Source organism: Micromonospora sp. WMMD961 (genome assembly GCF_029626145.1).
In the GTDB taxonomy this organism is placed as follows: Bacteria; Actinomycetota; Actinomycetes; order Mycobacteriales; family Micromonosporaceae; genus Micromonospora.
Genome location: NZ_JARUBJ010000002.1, coordinates 3,980,318 through 3,996,072, shown reverse-complemented (window position 1 = coordinate 3,996,072; position 15,755 = coordinate 3,980,318). Strand labels below are relative to the sequence as shown.

14 protein-coding genes are annotated in these 15,755 nt (G+C 72.1%); 8 read left to right on the top strand and 6 right to left on the bottom strand.

The window, feature by feature from the left end:
• Positions 1-43 precede the first annotated feature (43 nt).
• The 6 genes from hppD to O7614_RS18195 are packed head-to-tail and all read left to right on the top strand — an operon-like array spanning position 44 to position 6,156.
• Positions 44-1,135 carry a 4-hydroxyphenylpyruvate dioxygenase gene (gene hppD, locus O7614_RS18220; RefSeq protein WP_278139658.1) on the top strand — a complete coding sequence of 364 codons (1,092 nt, stop codon included), beginning with the start codon at positions 44-46 and terminating at the stop codon, positions 1,133-1,135.
• The gene (locus O7614_RS18215; RefSeq protein ID WP_278139657.1) at positions 1,132-2,043 is read left to right on the top strand and encodes a phytanoyl-CoA dioxygenase family protein; all 912 of its coding nucleotides are present in this window, start codon (positions 1,132-1,134) and stop codon (positions 2,041-2,043) included. Before hppD ends, O7614_RS18215 begins: the two co-directional genes overlap by 4 nt.
• A 1-nt stretch (position 2,044) precedes the next feature.
• Positions 2,045-2,836, top strand: a complete 792-nt coding sequence (locus O7614_RS18210) for a DUF3050 domain-containing protein (protein ID WP_278139656.1) — start codon at positions 2,045-2,047, stop codon at positions 2,834-2,836.
• Positions 2,833-3,804 carry a thiamine pyrophosphate-dependent dehydrogenase E1 component subunit alpha gene (locus O7614_RS18205; RefSeq protein ID WP_278139655.1) on the top strand — a complete coding sequence of 324 codons (972 nt, stop codon included), beginning with the start codon at positions 2,833-2,835 and terminating at the stop codon, positions 3,802-3,804. The genes O7614_RS18210 and O7614_RS18205 overlap by 4 nt, the downstream gene beginning before the upstream one ends.
• A 28-nt stretch (positions 3,805-3,832) precedes the next feature.
• A complete protein-coding gene (locus O7614_RS18200; RefSeq protein WP_278139654.1) occupies positions 3,833-4,801 on the top strand; it encodes a transketolase C-terminal domain-containing protein in 969 nt (322 codons plus the stop codon).
• Positions 4,798-6,156, top strand: coding sequence for a hypothetical protein (locus O7614_RS18195; RefSeq protein ID WP_278139653.1), 1,359 nt, complete (start codon positions 4,798-4,800; stop codon positions 6,154-6,156). Before O7614_RS18200 ends, O7614_RS18195 begins: the two co-directional genes overlap by 4 nt.
• 88 nt (positions 6,157-6,244) lie before the next feature.
• On the opposite strand, the gene O7614_RS18190 is transcribed toward O7614_RS18195, so the two are convergent.
• The 3 genes from O7614_RS18190 to O7614_RS18180 all read right to left on the bottom strand — a co-directional run bounded on the left by O7614_RS18190 (position 6,245) and on the right by O7614_RS18180 (position 10,062).
• Positions 6,245-6,919, bottom strand: coding sequence for an SGNH/GDSL hydrolase family protein (locus tag O7614_RS18190; RefSeq protein WP_278139652.1), 675 nt, complete (start codon positions 6,917-6,919; stop codon positions 6,245-6,247).
• Between the two features lie 83 nt (positions 6,920-7,002).
• Positions 7,003-8,928, bottom strand: coding sequence for a trypsin-like serine protease (locus O7614_RS18185; protein WP_278139651.1), 1,926 nt, complete (start codon positions 8,926-8,928; stop codon positions 7,003-7,005).
• Positions 8,929-9,123: 195 nt separating this feature from the next.
• Positions 9,124-10,062, bottom strand: a complete 939-nt coding sequence (locus tag O7614_RS18180) for a sialidase family protein (protein ID WP_278139650.1) — start codon at positions 10,060-10,062, stop codon at positions 9,124-9,126.
• Between the two features lie 253 nt (positions 10,063-10,315).
• Between O7614_RS18180 and O7614_RS18175 the strand changes: the two genes are divergently transcribed.
• Complete coding sequence (locus tag O7614_RS18175; protein ID WP_278139649.1) at positions 10,316-10,885, top strand: hypothetical protein; 570 nt, start codon at positions 10,316-10,318, stop codon at positions 10,883-10,885.
• Here the strand turns inward: O7614_RS18175 and O7614_RS18170 are convergent.
• The 3 genes from O7614_RS18170 to O7614_RS18160 form a co-directional block, all read right to left on the bottom strand.
• On the bottom strand, positions 10,882-11,286 hold the full coding sequence (locus O7614_RS18170; protein WP_278139648.1) for an MmcQ/YjbR family DNA-binding protein: 405 nt from the start codon (positions 11,284-11,286) through the stop codon (positions 10,882-10,884). The two genes, O7614_RS18175 and O7614_RS18170, sit on opposite strands and share 4 nt — an antisense overlap.
• Before the next feature lie 67 nt (positions 11,287-11,353).
• Positions 11,354-12,589 (bottom strand): MFS transporter, encoded by a 1,236-nt coding sequence (locus tag O7614_RS18165; protein ID WP_278139647.1) that lies wholly within the window; start codon positions 12,587-12,589, stop codon positions 11,354-11,356.
• Positions 12,586-14,145, bottom strand: coding sequence for an AMP-binding protein (locus O7614_RS18160; RefSeq protein ID WP_278139646.1), 1,560 nt, complete (start codon positions 14,143-14,145; stop codon positions 12,586-12,588). The genes O7614_RS18165 and O7614_RS18160 overlap by 4 nt, the downstream gene beginning before the upstream one ends.
• Positions 14,146-14,409: 264 nt before the next feature.
• Here O7614_RS18160 and O7614_RS18155 point away from each other — a divergent pair, with 264 nt between their 5' ends.
• The gene (locus tag O7614_RS18155; RefSeq protein WP_278139645.1) at positions 14,410-15,714 is read left to right on the top strand and encodes a GDSL-type esterase/lipase family protein; all 1,305 of its coding nucleotides are present in this window, start codon (positions 14,410-14,412) and stop codon (positions 15,712-15,714) included.
• Positions 15,715-15,755 lie beyond the last annotated feature (41 nt).

The window sequence follows — 15,755 nt, the reverse complement described above, 5'->3', positions numbered from 1 at the left end:
ACGGCAGTACGGGGGGAATTGTGTGGGAGGGGTTTCAGGGGACATGGACATCCGTGGTATCGACCACATCGAACTCTACGTGGGGGACGCGCGGCAGGCGGCCTTCTACTTCAGCACCGCCGTCGGCTTCGACATCTGTGGCCAGGGTGGCCCGGAGACCGGGCTGGAAGGGCAGCGCTCCCTGCTGCTCTGCCACGGCGACATCCGGTTGCTGCTCACCTCCGGGCTGAGCGCCGAGCATCCGGCGGCGCGGTACGTGCAGCGCCACGGTGACGGCATCGCTGTCGTCGCGGTCGAGGTCGACGACGTGGCGTCCGCGTACGCCGAGCTGGTGGCGCGCGGCGCGACCGCGGTGACGCCACCGACCACCCGCACCGGCGCGGACGCCGAGGTGGTGACCGCCGAGGTGGACGGCTTCGCCGACGTGCGGCACCGTTTGGTGCAGCGCCGTGGTGACCGGGCCGAGTTCCTGCCCGGCGCCATCACACCGACACCGTCCGGTGGGGAGGGGCACCCGCCGGTGCTCGCCGAGATCGACCACCTGGCGGTCTGCGTGCCACCCGGCCAGCTCGACGAGACGGTCCGGCACTTCGAGAGGCTGTTCGACTTCGCGCAGATCTTCGAGGAGCACATCGAGGTCGACGGGCAGGCGATGAACTCCAAGGTCGTGCAGAGCGGATCCGGTCGGGTGACTGTGGTGCTGCTGGAACCGGACCGGGCCCGGCGGCCGGGGCAGATCGACGCGTTCCTCGACCAGCACGCCGGTGGGGGAGTGCAGCACCTTGGCCTGCGCACCGACGACATCCTCGCCGCCGTCGAGGCGCTGGGCCGGCGTGGGGTGCGCTTCGCGGGCACCCCGGGCAGCTACTACGACTCCCTCGAAGCCCGGGTCGGTCGGGTGGACGCGCCGCTGGAGCGGCTGCGTGAGCTGGGCGTCCTCGTCGACTCCGACCACGACGGGCAACTGTTGCAGATCTTCGCCGAGTCGATGCACGTGCGCCGCACCCTGTTCCTGGAGCTGATCGAACGGCGCGGCGCGCGGGGCTTCGGCAGCGGCAACATCAAGGCGCTCTACGAGGCCAAGGAACGGGAACTCGCCACTGTGGCGGCCACCCCGCAGGGGGTGGGCGCATGACCACGCTCACCGACGAGGAGCGGGCGCTGCTGCCCTCCGACGACGACGTGCGGCACTACGCCGAGCACGGCTGGTACCTGTCGAAGAAGCTGTTCACCGACGACGAGGTGGACGCCCTCGCCGCCGCCACGCAGCGCTACTACGACGGTGAGCGGGACCGGCGGTTGCCGGTACGACCACCGAAGTTGGCCTACTGGGAGCCGTCGAAAGGGCCGGTGCAGCGGCACAACGACTACGTCCACCACGAACACGACGGGCTGGGCGCGATCCTGCGCAAGCCGTTGATCGGCGCGGTCGCCGCCCGGCTCGCCGAGGCCGACGAGATCCGCGTCTTCCAGTCCACGCTGATCTACAAGCCGCCGATAGACGGGGAGCCGAGCAACATCGTGCCCTGGCATTTCGACAAGCACTACTGGGCGTCCTCGTCGTCGGAGAAGATGCTCACCGCGTTCATCCCGTTCCACGACTGCGGGGAGGAGATGGGCACCATCACCATGGTCGACGGTTCGCACCGGTGGAAGGAGATCGGCGCGGACGACACAGTGGTGCGGCACTTCGCCGACCGGGACCGCAGCCAGTTGGAGGAGATGCTGGCGGAGAACGCGGCCCACAACGGCGCGGAGATCCGCAAGATCCCCATGGTGATCCCCAAGGGACACGTGAGTTTCCACCACTGCCGCACCTACCACGGCAGTGGCCCCAACGTCAGCGGTCGCCCCCGACAGGCGATCTCGCTTCACCTGCAGGACGGCGACAACGCCTGGCGGGAGTATCCGCTCTCCGACGGCACGCTCGCCGCGTACAACCACGACGTGCTGGTCGGCCGCACCCACGAGGGGCGACCTGACTACGCCGATCCCGAGTACTGCCCGGTCATCTGGCGCCACCGCGCCCAACAGGGAGGCTGACATGTCACGCTACGACTGGGGTAAGACGCACCCGGGCATCGAACGGCTGGAGCGGGCGGTGACCGAGCGGCGCGACGCCGTGGTCAAGCACCCGCTCTACGCCAATCTCGACACCCACGAGGCGCTGGTCACCTTCATGCAGCACCACGTCTTCGCGGTCTGGGACTTCATGTCCCTGTTGAAGTCACTCCAGCGGCAGCTCACCTGCGTCACGGTGCCGTGGATCCCGACCGGCCCCACCGGCAGCCGCCGCCTCATCAACGACATCGTCATGGTCGAGGAGAGCGACGAGCTGGGCGGCGGCTACATCAGCCACTTCGAGCTGTACGTGCAGGGAATGGCCGAGGCCGGCGCGGACACCACGGCGGTCGACGCCCTCGTCGACCTGCTGCGCGCCGGCCGGCCGGTCACCGAGGCGCTCACCGAGGCCGGGGTGCCGGCCGCGTCGGCGAGGTTCGCCGCCACCACCTGGCAGATCATCGAGTCCACCCCGGTGCACTGCCAGGCGGCGGCCTTCGCGTTCGGCCGGGAGGACCTGATCCCGGACATGTTCACCCAGGTCGTCTCGGTCAACGAGGTCAGCAACCGGCTGAACACGTTCGTCGACTACCTGCAACGGCACATCGAGGTCGACGGCGAACAGCACACCCCGATGGCCATGCAGATGCTCGCCGACCTGTGCGGCGACGACGACGCCAAGTGGCAGGAGTGCGCCGACACCGTCAACACCGCCCTCGCCGCCCGGGCCCGCCTGTGGGACGACATCCTCTCTGCCATCAAGGGTCCGGCGTGAGCGACGCCGACCCGGTCCGGCTCTACCGCACGGTCCGGCTGATCCGTCGGTTCGAGGAGCGTGCGGTGGAGCTGGTCCACGGTGGGCAGATCGTCGGCGGCATCCACCCGTACCTCGGTCAGGAGGGCATCGCCGCCGGCGTCTGCGCTGCCCTGGGCGTCGACGACGTGCTCGCCGGCACCCACCGTGGCCACGGGCACGTGCTGGCCCGGGGCGCGGACCCGGCCCGGATGTTCGCCGAGCTGTGCGGCCGGGTCACCGGCCTCAACGCCGGGCGGGGCGGGTCGATGCACGCCGCCGACCTGAGCCTCGGCATCCTCGGCGCCAACGCCATCGTGGGGGCCTCCGGGGCGATCGTCACGGGCGCGGTCTGGGCGCACCGGCGCCGGGGCCGCGACACCGTGGGGGTGAGCTTCTTCGGCGACGGCGCGGTCAACGAGGGCATGCTGCTGGAGGCGTTCAACCTGGCCGCGCTCTGGCGGGTGCCGGTGCTGTTCGTCTGCGAGAACAACGGTTACGCCACCACCATGCCGGTCGCCGGCGCGGTGGCCGGCAGCATCGCCGGCCGGGCTGCCGCGTTCGGCATCCCGGCCGTCGTGGTCGACGGCCAGGACCCCGAGACGGTACGCGTCGCCGCGGTCGCCGCCGTCGACCGGATGCGCGCCGGCGGCGGCCCCGAGCTGATCGAGGCCCGCACCTACCGCTTCGACGTCCACCACACCTTCGAACACGCGGTACGCCTCGACTACCGCCCGCCCGACGACGTGACCCGCGGGCGGGCCCGGGACCCGGTGCGCATCCAGGGTTCACGGCTCTCCGACGCGGATCGGGCGGCAGTGGACGCCGAGGTCGAGGCGACCATCGACGCGGCGGTGGACTTCGCCCTGGCCAGCCCGCAACCCGACCCGGCCGACGCGCTCGCGTACCTGTACGCCAGCGGCCTGACCGCCCGCACCGGAGGTGGCTGAATGACCGCTTGCACCGGAGGTGGTTGAGGTGCCGCGACTGTCGTACCGGCGGGCGCTCACCCGGGCCCTCGCCGACGAGTTGGCCCGCGACGAGGCGGTGTTCCTGCTCGGCGAGGACGTCCAGGTCGGGGCGTCGATGGTGACCACCGGGCTGGCCAAGCGGTTCGGTGCCGACCGGGTCCGCGACACCCCGTTGTCCGAACAGGCGTTCACCAGCTTCGCCACCGGGGCGGCGCTGGCCGGGCTGCGGCCGGTGGTCGAGTTCCAGATCCCGTCGCTGCTGTTCCTGGTCTTCGAGCAGATCGTCAACCACGCGCACAAGTTCCCGCTGATGACCGGCGGGCAGTGCGCGGTGCCGGTCACCTACCTGGTGCCCGGCTCGGGGTCACGCACCGGCTGGGCCGGGCAGCACTCCGACCACCCGTACAGCCTCTTCGCCCACGTCGGTGTGGTCACCGTCGTACCGGCCACCCCGGCCGACGCGTACGGGCTGCTGGTCACCGCGATCCGGCACGACGACCCGGTGGTGGTGTTCGCCCCCGCCGGCGCGATGGACGTCCGCGACGACGTCGACGACCTGGCGCCGGTGCCGCTGGGCCGGGGTCGCATCCACCGCTTCGGCGACGACGTCACGGTGGTCGCCATCGGGCACCTGGTGCACGACGCGCTCGCCGTCGCCGAGGAGATGGCCGACCAGGTGTCGGTTGAGGTGTTCGACCCGCGCACCCTGTACCCGTTCGACATCGACGGTCTCGTCGAGTCGGTGGCCCGCACCGGACGCCTCGTCGTGTTCGACGACGGCAACCGGTCCTGCGGGATCGCCGCCGAGATCATCACCTCGGTGCTGGAGCGGGTGCGACTGCTCGCCCCGCCGCGCCGGGTCACCCGCCCGGACGGCGCGGTGCTGCCGTTCGCGCCGGCCCTGGACCGGGCCGTGCAACCCGGCCGGGACCAGCTCGCCACCGCCATCCACCTGACCACGAAGGACACATCATGATCGACCCTAACTACGTGTGGCCGGCGGCCGACCGGGCCTGGGCCGAGCTGCCCGAGCCGGCCCGTCGGGCCATGGTGACCAGCGGGGCGGCGGCGTGGGAGCAGGTCTTCCACGGCCGGGCCACCTACAACAAGCAGTGGCGGCTGGCCCGCCCCCCGGTGCTGGCCGCCGACGCCTGGCGGGAGCTGAACGAGGTCTGCGACCGGCTCGCCCAACTGATCCTCGACGCCTGCCGCCGTCGGGCCGGCACCGCCGGTGAGCTGCGCCGACTGCTCGGCGTACCGGCGGGGGAGACCCGCCTGCTGGACGAGTCGGAGCCGCTGACCGAGGCTCTGCTGGCCGCGTACCGCCCGGACGTGGTCTTCGCCGGCGGGGTGCCGAAGTTCGTCGAGTACAACATCGACAGCAGCCTCGGCGGCGGGTTCGACGCCGATACCGTCATCCAGCGGTACGCGCGCCTCTACCAGGAGCAGGGCATCCTCGACGGCCTGCCGGCGCGGGCCGCGCCGTCCCTGCTGGACCAGCGGTTCGTGGCGATCCGGGAGGAACTTCGGCTGGCCGACGGTGCCCGGCTGGCGCTGCTGATGGACTTCGACGCGGACTACCCCGGCCTGGACGACCCGGAGACGTTCATCCGGATCCTCGACCCCCTCGCCGTCCGGGCCCGGGACTTCGGCATCGACCTGGTCATCGCGCCCCTCTCCACCGCCACGGTGGACGTCGACGGCCGCCTGGTCGTCGGCGGTGCGCCGGTCGACGCGCTGTTCCGGTTGTTCGTGCCCAACCGGGTCACCCCGACCGCCGGCCTCGACGCGGTGGCCGGCGCTCTCGCGGCGGGCACCCTGCCGATGTTCGTGTCGGCGGCGGCCTGGCTGCTCGGCAACAAGATCACGTTCGCCTGGCTGTGGGAGGACATGGACGGGCTACCCGCCGACGACCGGACGCTGATCCGGCGGCACGTGCCGCACACGGTGCCGTTGACCGCCGAGGTGCTCGACCGGGCGCTCGCCGAGCAGGGGAAGCTGGTGGCCAAACCCGCCGACGGTTCCGCCGGGCACGGCGTGTTGCTCGGCCCGGAGCTGAGCCCGTCGGAGTGGGCGGCCGGCGTCCGGGCCGCCGTCGAGCAGGGCGGCGCGATCCTCCAGGAGTACCTGCCGACCGACCGGGTGCCGATGGACTTCGTGCAGATCGAGACGGGTGACACGGTGACGGCCGACGTCCCGTACTCGCTGGCCCCGTACCTGTTCGGCCGCCGAGCCTCCGGCGGCCTGGCCCGGGTCGGCTACCCCGGCTGCGACGGCGTCCTCAACCTGGCCCACGGCGTCCTCCTCACCGGAGTCCTCCTCAAGGACTAACCCCCTTCCTGCGTTGACCATGAAGTTATTGCCACGACACGCCGCTGCGGGTGGCGATAACTTCATGATCAACGAGGGTCGGGGTCGGTCAGGGACGGTGGGCGGACAGGACGCGGAGGGTTTCGGCGGTGGCGATCGCGTCGCTGCGGGCGCTGCCGTGGCGGCCGTCGGTGCTGTAGAGGGTCGGATCGGCCGTCAGCGGGTGGTCGGTGAGGTGCACGTGCACTGTGCCCAGGCGCTCGGCGAGTCGCGCGGTGTGCGTGGACAGGCGGCGCATCCGCTCCCGCAGACCGGGGCGTACCGCCTCCGGCACCGCCGGGCTGTACGACACGTCGAACATGCCCACCGTGATCACGTCCGCGCCGGCCTGCTGGAGGGCGACGATCATGGCGGTCAGCTCCGCGTCGACACCGTCCGCGTCGTAGCGGGACCGGAAGGCGTCGTTGCCGCCGCACACCACCAGTGCCAGGTCCGGGCCGAACGCCAGAGCCGGGGCCAACTGGGTGGCGCGGACCTCGTGCGCGCGCAGCCCACTGCGGCCCAGATTGAGGTACGCCAGACCCGGGCGGGCGGCGTCCAGCTCGGTGGCGATCCGGTCGGCCCACTGCTGCGCGGAGTAGCCGGTGGTGGGTTCGCAACTGCCCTCGGCCACGCTGTCACCCAGCACGACGAAGCGGTGCCACCCGTGCCCGCGCAGTAGGGCGGCGCTCTCACCCTCTCGCAGGCAGTACGGATCCGTCGCTTCGGTCAACGTCGATGCCATGCCCCGCAGGCTAATCGAGTGCCCCGGGGCAGGACAGCGCCTCGCCGCTCCCACCACCTCGGGTGGGAGCGGCGAGGCGTCGCTCAAACGGTGCCGGCCGGCTTGTTGAACCAGCCGTGCAGGGTCACCACCACGTGCACGGTGCCGCTGCTGGCGTTCAGGATCCTGATCATGCCGGGCCGGCCGTCACCGAGCTGGCCGGTGTCCCGGCCGACCCTGGTCACCACCATCGTGGTGCGGGCGAGGTGACCGGCAGCGAAGTTCGACACCGACGTGTTGCCCACGACCGGCCCGCCCGGGTTGGTGTACGCGAACAGCCCGTCCTTCTCGACGGTGAGGAACCCGTTCGCGGTGGGGTGGACCGCCGTCACCGAGATGAGCGCGCCGTCCATCGCGTTCTCCGGAATGCCGAGGGCGGTGTTGAGGTTGAGGAACAGCTCGCCCTTCGCCTTGAGCGGGGCCCCGCCGTTGGCCCGGGTGTCCGCCACCGGGGTGGGCTCCGTGACCCGCAGATCCGCACCCTGGGTCGGGGATGCCGCGACGTAACCCTGCACCCTGATCACCAGGTGCACGGCCGGACCCCGGTTCACGAAGGTGACCTGACCCGCAGACGAGAGCTTGACCGAGAGACCCTGTGAGGTGAACCCGGCGACGTAGTCCATCACGCTGCTCGGGTCGGCGGCGCCACCCGTCGCGTACGCGCTGAGGTAGCCGCCGTGGGCGGCGTTGGCGACGACGACGTCGAGCAGTGCACTGGTCGCTCCGGCCGGGATGACGCCGCCGGTCAGGGTGAACGTGCGGCTGCCGTTGGTGGGGACGGTGCCGGTGGTGGTGCCGGTGCCGTCGCGGGTGTCCACCATGTGGGTGTGCTTCACCGCGACGAGGCCGCCGCCCCCGGTGTTGGTGAAGTAGCCGTGCACGTCGACGAGGATGTCCGTGCTGCCGCCCTGGTGGTACACCGAAAGCTTGCCGGTGGGTCCGACCTTGACCACCTGCGTGGTGGAGATCGTCTCGCCGGTGGAGGCGTTCAGTGAGGAGTTGGTCGGTCGGGGCGACCCCTGCGGGTACAGGGTCAGGTAGACGTCTTTGGTCGGCCTGATCGCCGTGACGTCCACCAGGACGGCGGTGACCCCGGTGGAGGGGACACCGCCGACCCCGAGCGCCTGGAAGTCGGTGGTGACCGCACCGGTACGCGGGCCCGTGGTGCCGCCGACGCCGCTGCGCGTGTCCAACAGAGCCCCGCCGGGATTGAGCGCCACGTAGCTGTTGCGGGTGTTCTGGGCGATCCAGGACCCGAGGTCGTCGACCCGGACCTCGGTGGCGGTGCGACGGGTCTCGGTCTCCGCGAGGCAGCCGCCCTGCCAGGAGCGGTCGTGCAGGGCGACCAGTTCGGGGGCGCCCGAGCCGACCCGCACCAGCGGGCCGCCGGCATCGCCCTTGCACAGGCTGGTGGCGGTGTCACTGCCGTCGACGGTGACGGTCGTGCCGACAGTGCTGGTGACGGTGAAGGCGCCGGCGTGCAGCTTGTCAGGCACCCACTCGCTGGCGGTACGGCCGAAGCCGGCGGCCATGAGCTGCTCGCCGGTCGTCGCCGCCGCGCCGAGGGAGATCGGCGTGACACCTGTCGCCGGTCGTTCGAGTTGGGCGAGCACCACGTTGCGAGAGGGGTGCGGCACCAGCGAGGTGACGCTCATGACGTGGCCCGCGGTGGCGGTCAGGTCCGTCCGTCCGACCGTGACGGTCGTCGGGCGCGTCGGTGGCCCCGCGACGACGGGTTGTCCCTCGCTGGTGAGGCACTCGGCGGTGGTGACCACCCAGGTGGGGTCGACCAGGGCGGCGGAGCAGGCCCCGAGGTCACTTTGGATCTTGGCGGTGAACAGGTAGGTGCCCGAGGGCACCGGGCTGACACCGCTCACCGCCTGCGCGGTGGAACTGATGGTCGTGCCCGCGACGACGGTGACGGCGAGTAACGCCGCCCCCTTCGCCAGGCGAATGCGCGTGAGACGCATGTTCCTCTTCCCTGTCAGCTCGGTGGTGGCCGGTGACCCGGAGGCGCTCCGGGTCCCCTTCGACCACGTGGTTGGCCGGTGCGGCCGTGCGGCACCAGGACCCCCGTGAGGTCGAGGAATCGCCCGTTGTCAGGACGATAGCGGGCCCTACGGCGCGGTGCGGTCCCGTGAATCAGGCCAACGTGGACCAACCGCTTAATCCGTCAACCGGACTTCCGCCAGGTAGACGGAGGTCCGCTCTTCGTGCGAGGAGTAGTAGCTGACCCACAGCAGGTCGTCGTGCCAGACGAGGCCGGGATAGCTGGTGTCGCCGCCGGAGGGCAGGGCGACCAGTTCGGTCAGCTCACCCCGGTCCGGGTCGACGGAGCAGATCGCGGTGCGGACCTCGCCGTCGTGCAGCCGTACCCCGGCCAGCAGGCGACCGTCCGGCAGCCGCAGCAGCGCCGGCCCACCCACCTGGACGTCCAGGTCGGTCCAGCTCCAGTCCCGGTACGGCGGCAGTGCCCGACCGAGTTGCGCGGTGGCCTCGGGCCCGTCGCGGCGTAGCAGGCAGAAGGCGCTGCCGTCCGGGGTGAAGACGAGCCCCGACTCGTTGGGGTAGCCGCCCTCGTACAGCACCGGCACCCACGGTTGGAGGTCGACGCCGTCGGTGCTGCGGTAGAGCCGGGCGAACCGCGGCTCCCGGGTGGCGTAGCCGACGCCGTACATCGCGCCGTCGTGCCAGGCCGCCCGCCACACCCAGACACCTGGTTCTCCCACCGGGACCGGGTCGCCCCAGGCGCGCCCGTCGCCGGAGTGCCAGGTCACCGTCTGGAACGTCTTGGTGGTCTCACCGGTGGCCGCCGCCGCCAGCAGTTGCAGCCGACCGTCCGGCCGGGTGACGAAGCGCGGGTCGCGCAGGTCGACGCCGGCCTGCCGCAGGACGGCGGCGGACGTCCACGATCGCCCGTCGACCGACGTCAGCACCCGGATCACCCCGTCGTCGCTGAGATGGGTCCGTGCCTCACGGAAGGCGCAGAACCAGTTCCCGGCGTACCGGACGAGGTCGGTGAACGCGCTGTGCGGGGCGCTGTCGCCGATCCGGTGGACGGCGGCGACCTCGGCGGTGCTGCGGCGGGTCGGTGACGACGTCATGCGCGGTGGCCTCCTGGGGCGGGAGAGCGGGACGTGCCGGGGCGCCGACGCTAACGGCCCCGACCGACGCCCCCGCGGCCACCTGCCGAACTTCCGGCGAACACCGGTGGTGCGGCGGCGGTCTGTCGGGTTGACGTCGCACGGGCGCGAACGTCGGCGTGCTGAGGCGCGCCGGTGGCACCGGACGGCGAGGATGGACGGTGGCCGAGCCGCGCCGGACATCTCCGGGCCGACCCGGCGGGAGGGGTGACGAATGCTCGACTCGTTCCTCCAGGGCCTCGCGGCCAAGCTGGTCGAGGAGATCCTCAAGCGGTTGGCCGAGTGGCTGACGCCGAAGGCGCTGCGGTCGGTGCCGCACCGCGCCTCGCCGAACTGCCCCCGCGGCGGGTACGGCGTGCGCCGGTGGATGCGCGGCGGCATGTGGTTGTTCCTGCCGTCCGTGCTGGCCTTCGCGTGGGGCTTCGGGTTCACACTGCTCGGGGTGCCGGTGGTCGTCCTCACCGTGGTGGCCGTGGTGGTGCCGAACGGCGTCGGCGGGCTGTTGTCCGCTCTGCTCGCCGTGCTCGGGCTGCTGGTCCCGGTCACCCTGATGATCGTGGGCGCGTTCGGCCTCGCCCATTACCACAGCTACCCGCCGAAGTGGTGCGCCCGCTGTCACGGCAGGTGGCCGAGGCGCGGTCGCGACGAATACCTGCGGGCGTCGGCTCCGGTGGTGACCTGCGGTTGCGGTCAGCGGTTGCGAGTGCCCCGGACGGCCGCCGGGGCGCGCCTGCGCTGCCCCCGCTGCCGCTCCGAACACGCCGCCTCGGCCCCGGCCGGCTAGCCGCCGGTGGGCCCCTGGTTGGCGCGGTGGGCGGCGGCGAGCCGTTTCGGGGCGCGGGCGTACCACGCCTCGGTGACCACCTCGGTCAGCTCGGCCAGGCTGATCCGGTCGAGCTGGACCAGCACGGCCGGGTAGCCGTCGAGGTGCGCAGTGGTGAGGTAGGTCGACGGGTCGTCGGCGAGCAGGGCTTCCTTGACGCCGAGGTCGATCACCCGGACGCCGAGGAGAGGGCCGTCGGGGGCGGTGTCGCCGAGGGCGTCGAGGTCCGCGCGCCGCAGCGGTCGCTCCCAGACGAACATCTTGCCCCGGACCCGCCAGGCCGGCAGCCCGTCGTAGGACGGGCTTTCGGTGGTCTCCGGCAACGCGAGTGCGATCCGGCGTACGTCCTCCCAGCGGGGCATGGCCACACCGTACGGGCTCAGTGCGACACGGTGTGCGCGGTCGGCCGCCACCGGCAACCTCTTCGGGTCACCTCCGCGCCCGGTCGTCCTCGGTGGTCGCGGCGGGGGTGGGGCGCGACGGTGTGGTCATCCGCGCCAGCAGGGGAGACGCGGTGACCAGCAGGCAGAACACGGCCATCAGCAGCAGTGCCGGGGTGAGGTCGAGCGCGTCCACCGACCAGCCGCCGAGCAGCGCGCCGACCGGCAACCCGACGAAGGCCAACGACCCGGCGATGCCGATCACCCGGGTCTGCAACTCCGCCGGCACCCGCTCGTAGAGCGCCACCCCGAGCAGCGGGTTGACCGCCGCGATGCCGATCCCGGACAGGAAGGTCACGACGAGCACCACCGGCAGGTCGTCGCTGACCGCCAGGGCGACCAGCCGGGGTGTGCCGGCGATCAGGGCGCCGACCAGGAACGTCAACCGACGGGGCAGCCTCGGCCCGAGCGCGGTGAAGACCACGTTGCCCAGCAGCGCGCCCGCCGAGAACGCCGCCAGCACCAGTCCCAGCCCACTCGGCCCGTGCAGCTCCCGGGCTACCCAGACCGGGATGTACACCGCCACGCTGGCGTTGGCCACCATGTTCAGCGCCGAGACGACCACCAGCATGCCGAGCAGCGGCCGGTCCCGACCCAGGTAGCCGAACCCGCCGCGCAGCGCACGCAGGTAGTTCTCCGGCGGGCCTGGTGGCGACGGGGTGCCCGGCGGACGGACCAGAACGCCGATCAGCAGCGCGCAGACGGCGAAGGTGGCCGCGTCGATGAGGATCGCCTCGGTCACCCCGAACACGGCGATCAACACACCGCCCACGGCGGCGCCGAACAGGGTCACCACCCGGCTCAGCCCGTCGTACGCCGAGGTCAGCCGGATCAGCGGCACCCCGGCGGCCTCGGCGACCGGTCGGAACATCACGTGCTTCACCCGGTCCCCGATGCCGCGCAGCGCGCCGGCCACCGCCACCAGGACCACCAGCGGCGCGAAGCCCAGCCACGGGGTCAGCGCGACGACCACCATGGCCACCGCGCTGCCCGCGTCGCAAAGGATCGACGTGCGGCGCAGACCGAACCGGTCCGCCCACGGCGTGCCCAACGCGCTGGACAGCAGGTACGGCAGGGTCTCGGCGAACGCGACCAGGCCCATCTTGGTCGGGCTGCCGGTGCTGACCAGCACCAGCCACGGGATCGTCACCACCGAGATGCGGGTGCCCAGGTTGGAGATCAGGTCCGCGCCGACCAGGACGACCAGTTGCCGGCGGGGCGTCACGCCCCGACCGCCGCCGCCCGCCGCGCCGCGTACCGCTCACGCAGCGCCCGTTTGTCCACCTTCACCGACCGGTTCACCGGCAACCGGTCGACGAACTCGACAGCGGCCGGCGCCCACATCTCGTTGAGTTCGGCGGTCACCAGGTCGATCAGCTCCGCCCCGGTCACCGTCGCGCCCGGGGCGCGCACCACGTACGCGTACGGCACCTCGCCGACCGTGTCGTCCGGTACGCCGATCACCGCGGCGGCGCGTACCTGGGGGTGCCCGGCCAGCACGTCCTCGATCGGGCGGCAGAAGATCGCCCAGTTCCGCCGGTGCGTGACGATCATGTCGTGTGCCCGGTCGACCAGGTAGAGGTAGCCGTCGTCGTCCAGGTGACCGATGTCGCGGGTACGCACCCAGCCGTCGACGAGCGTCTGCGCGGTCAGCTCCGGCTGGCCGTGGTAGCCGGCGAAGCTCAGCCGGGTGTGCACCCACACCTCACCGTCGTGTCCGCTGGGCAGCACCGCGCCGTCGTCGTCGCGGATCTCGATCCGCACGTCACCGTAGGGGCGGCCACAGGATTGCAGCCGCTGCGGGTGTTCCGGGTCGTCGGTCAACCCGGGCAGCGCGGTGATCACGACGGCTTCGCTGAGGCCGTACACGATGCGCAGCACCGGGCCGAACCGCGCGATGGCCTGGCGCAGCCGGGCGGGCGCGGCAGGCCCGGCGCCCACGTTGAACATGAACATCGCGGAGAAGTCCGCACCGACCAGCGCCGGGTGGTCCAGCACCTCGTAGAGCATCGGCGGGGTGACGAAGGTGGAGTTGATCCGCTCCCGCTGCACGGTGTCCACGAAGGCCACCGGGTCCCAGTCGTCGCGCAGGAACAGCACCCCACCGGTGAACAGGTTGAACAGGGTGGTGATCTGCCCGCTGGCCAGCCACATCGGTGAGTGCGACAGGTGCCGCAGCAGCGGGAAGCCGGCGGCGCGGAAGTCGGCGGCCAGGGTGAGGATCTGGGCGTAGAAGCTCTCCCGGTGGTGCACCAGTTTGGGGCTGCCGGTCGTGCCGCTGGTCTGCAGGAACGACTCCGGCGCCGCCCCGGGCGCCGGCAGCTCCGCGACCTCGGCGGGCGCAGTGAGGTCCGGGCCGGCGCCGCCCGCGCCCAGGCAGCACACCGGCGTGTCGGGCAGCGCGGCGGCCAGGTCCGGCCCGAGGCTGGCCGAATCCCGGGCGTCGTAGACCAGGGCGCCCGGGCGGGCCAGGCGGATGAACTCGTCGACCTCCCGGCGGGACGTGACCGGGGCGACCCACATCGTCCGGCAGCCGATCAGGTGCAGGGCGAGCTGGAGCAACGGACCCTCGACCGCGTTCGCGGCGGTCACCAGCACCGCCGCACCCGGGCGTACGCCGTGCCGGGTGAGCGTCGCGGCCATCGACCGCACCAGCGCGGCGGCCTCGGTGTAGCTGAGGCGGCGGCCCCCTCCGACCAGCGCCTCCCGGTCACCGAATTCGGTGAAGAGATCCAGAGCCCTGTCCACGTAGGTCGTCGTGTGACCGGGTTCGTCAGTCATCCGGCAGCCCCCTCCCGAGACAGCGGCGCGCCCGGTGACGACGCGACGGTGGCGCGCGCTCCGGTGGGCCCGCCGCCTGCGAGCCTAGGCCGGTAACGGCTGGTCGGAACCGTGCCGACGGGCGGTCCGACAGGCCCGGCGGACATTTGATCGCGTCGATCAGGTTGATTGACGCCCGTCAGCGGCGGCGGCTAGGTTTCTGGACCATCGTCCAGGCGGGAGCCGTCAGCGGACGGCCCTGGGCTGCCACACGATGGAGGTTCCATGTCGACCCCGAAGAGATGGCATGTCGTCGCCGCCGCGGCTGCGTTACTGGTCACCGGAGCACCCGCCGTCGTCGCCAGCGCCGGCCCATCCGGGACCGCCGCCGGCCGGCCCGACCGTTTCGAATGGGCGGGTAGCTGGGCTACGGCGGTCACCCGCGGAAACTCCGTCGGGCTGACCAACACCGGCCTCAACGACCAGAGCGTCCGGATGGTCGTGCACGTCTCGGTGGGCGGCCCGGCACTGCGGGTCCGCCTGAGCAACCTCTACGGCGAGCAGGCGGTCACCGTCGGCCGGGCCACCGTCGCCCGACCCAACACCGCCACCGCCGACGACCTCTCCGACATCGACCCGGCCTCGCTGCGCCCGCTGACCTTCACCGGCGCCGCCTCGGCGACCATGAACCGGGGCGCCGAGCTGCTCAGCGACCCGTTGGCGTTCCCGGTCGCGGACGACAGCGACCTGGTGGTCACGCTGCACTTCCCGACGCCGACCGGCCCGACCACCTTCCACGGGCAGTCCCAGCAGGCCAACTTCATCGGCGCCGGCGACCTGACCGGGGCCGCCGAGGGCAGCGGGTTCACCACCCGCCCCACCTGCTGCTGGTTCTTCCTCTCCGGCGTCGACGTGCAGCGCAAGGCGACCCCGGGCGCGCTGGTGGTGCTCAGCGACTCCATCGGCGACGGCAACGGCAGCACCGTCAACGCCAACCGGCGCTGGCCCGACCTGCTGTCCGACCGGCTGCTCGCCGCCCGACCGGACGCGCGCACCCCCGGTGTGCTCAACCTCAGCCTGGCCGGCAACCGCCTCAACCACGAGGGCACCGAGCCGGGCGACGGCAACTACCCCGGCTACTACCAGCTCGGCCCGAACGCGGCGGCCCGCCTCAACGAGGACGTCTTTCCCCAGACCGGGGTGCGCACCGTCGTCACCCACCTGGGCATCAACGACATCTGGATGTCCAACGACTCACCCGAGGCGATCATCGCCACCCTTCGTCAGATCAACCAGCAGGTCCAGCAGCGCGGGCTGACCAGTCTGGTGGCGACGCTGACCCCGTACGAGGGGCACGGGGCGCCCGGCGTGTGGACCGCGCAGAAGGAGGCCACCCGCCAGGCGGTCAACACGTACCTGCGGGGCAGCCGGGAGTTCGACGGGCTGCTCGACTTCGACCGGGTGCTGCGCGACCCGGCCCGGCCCAGCGCGCTGCTGCCCGCGTACGACTCGGGTGACCACATCCACCCGAACGACGCCGGCAACCAGGCCCTCGCCGACGCGGTGCCGCTGCGGCTGCTGAATCTGTGACACCGGTCGGGGGCGGCGGGCGATCCTCGCCGCCCCCGGCA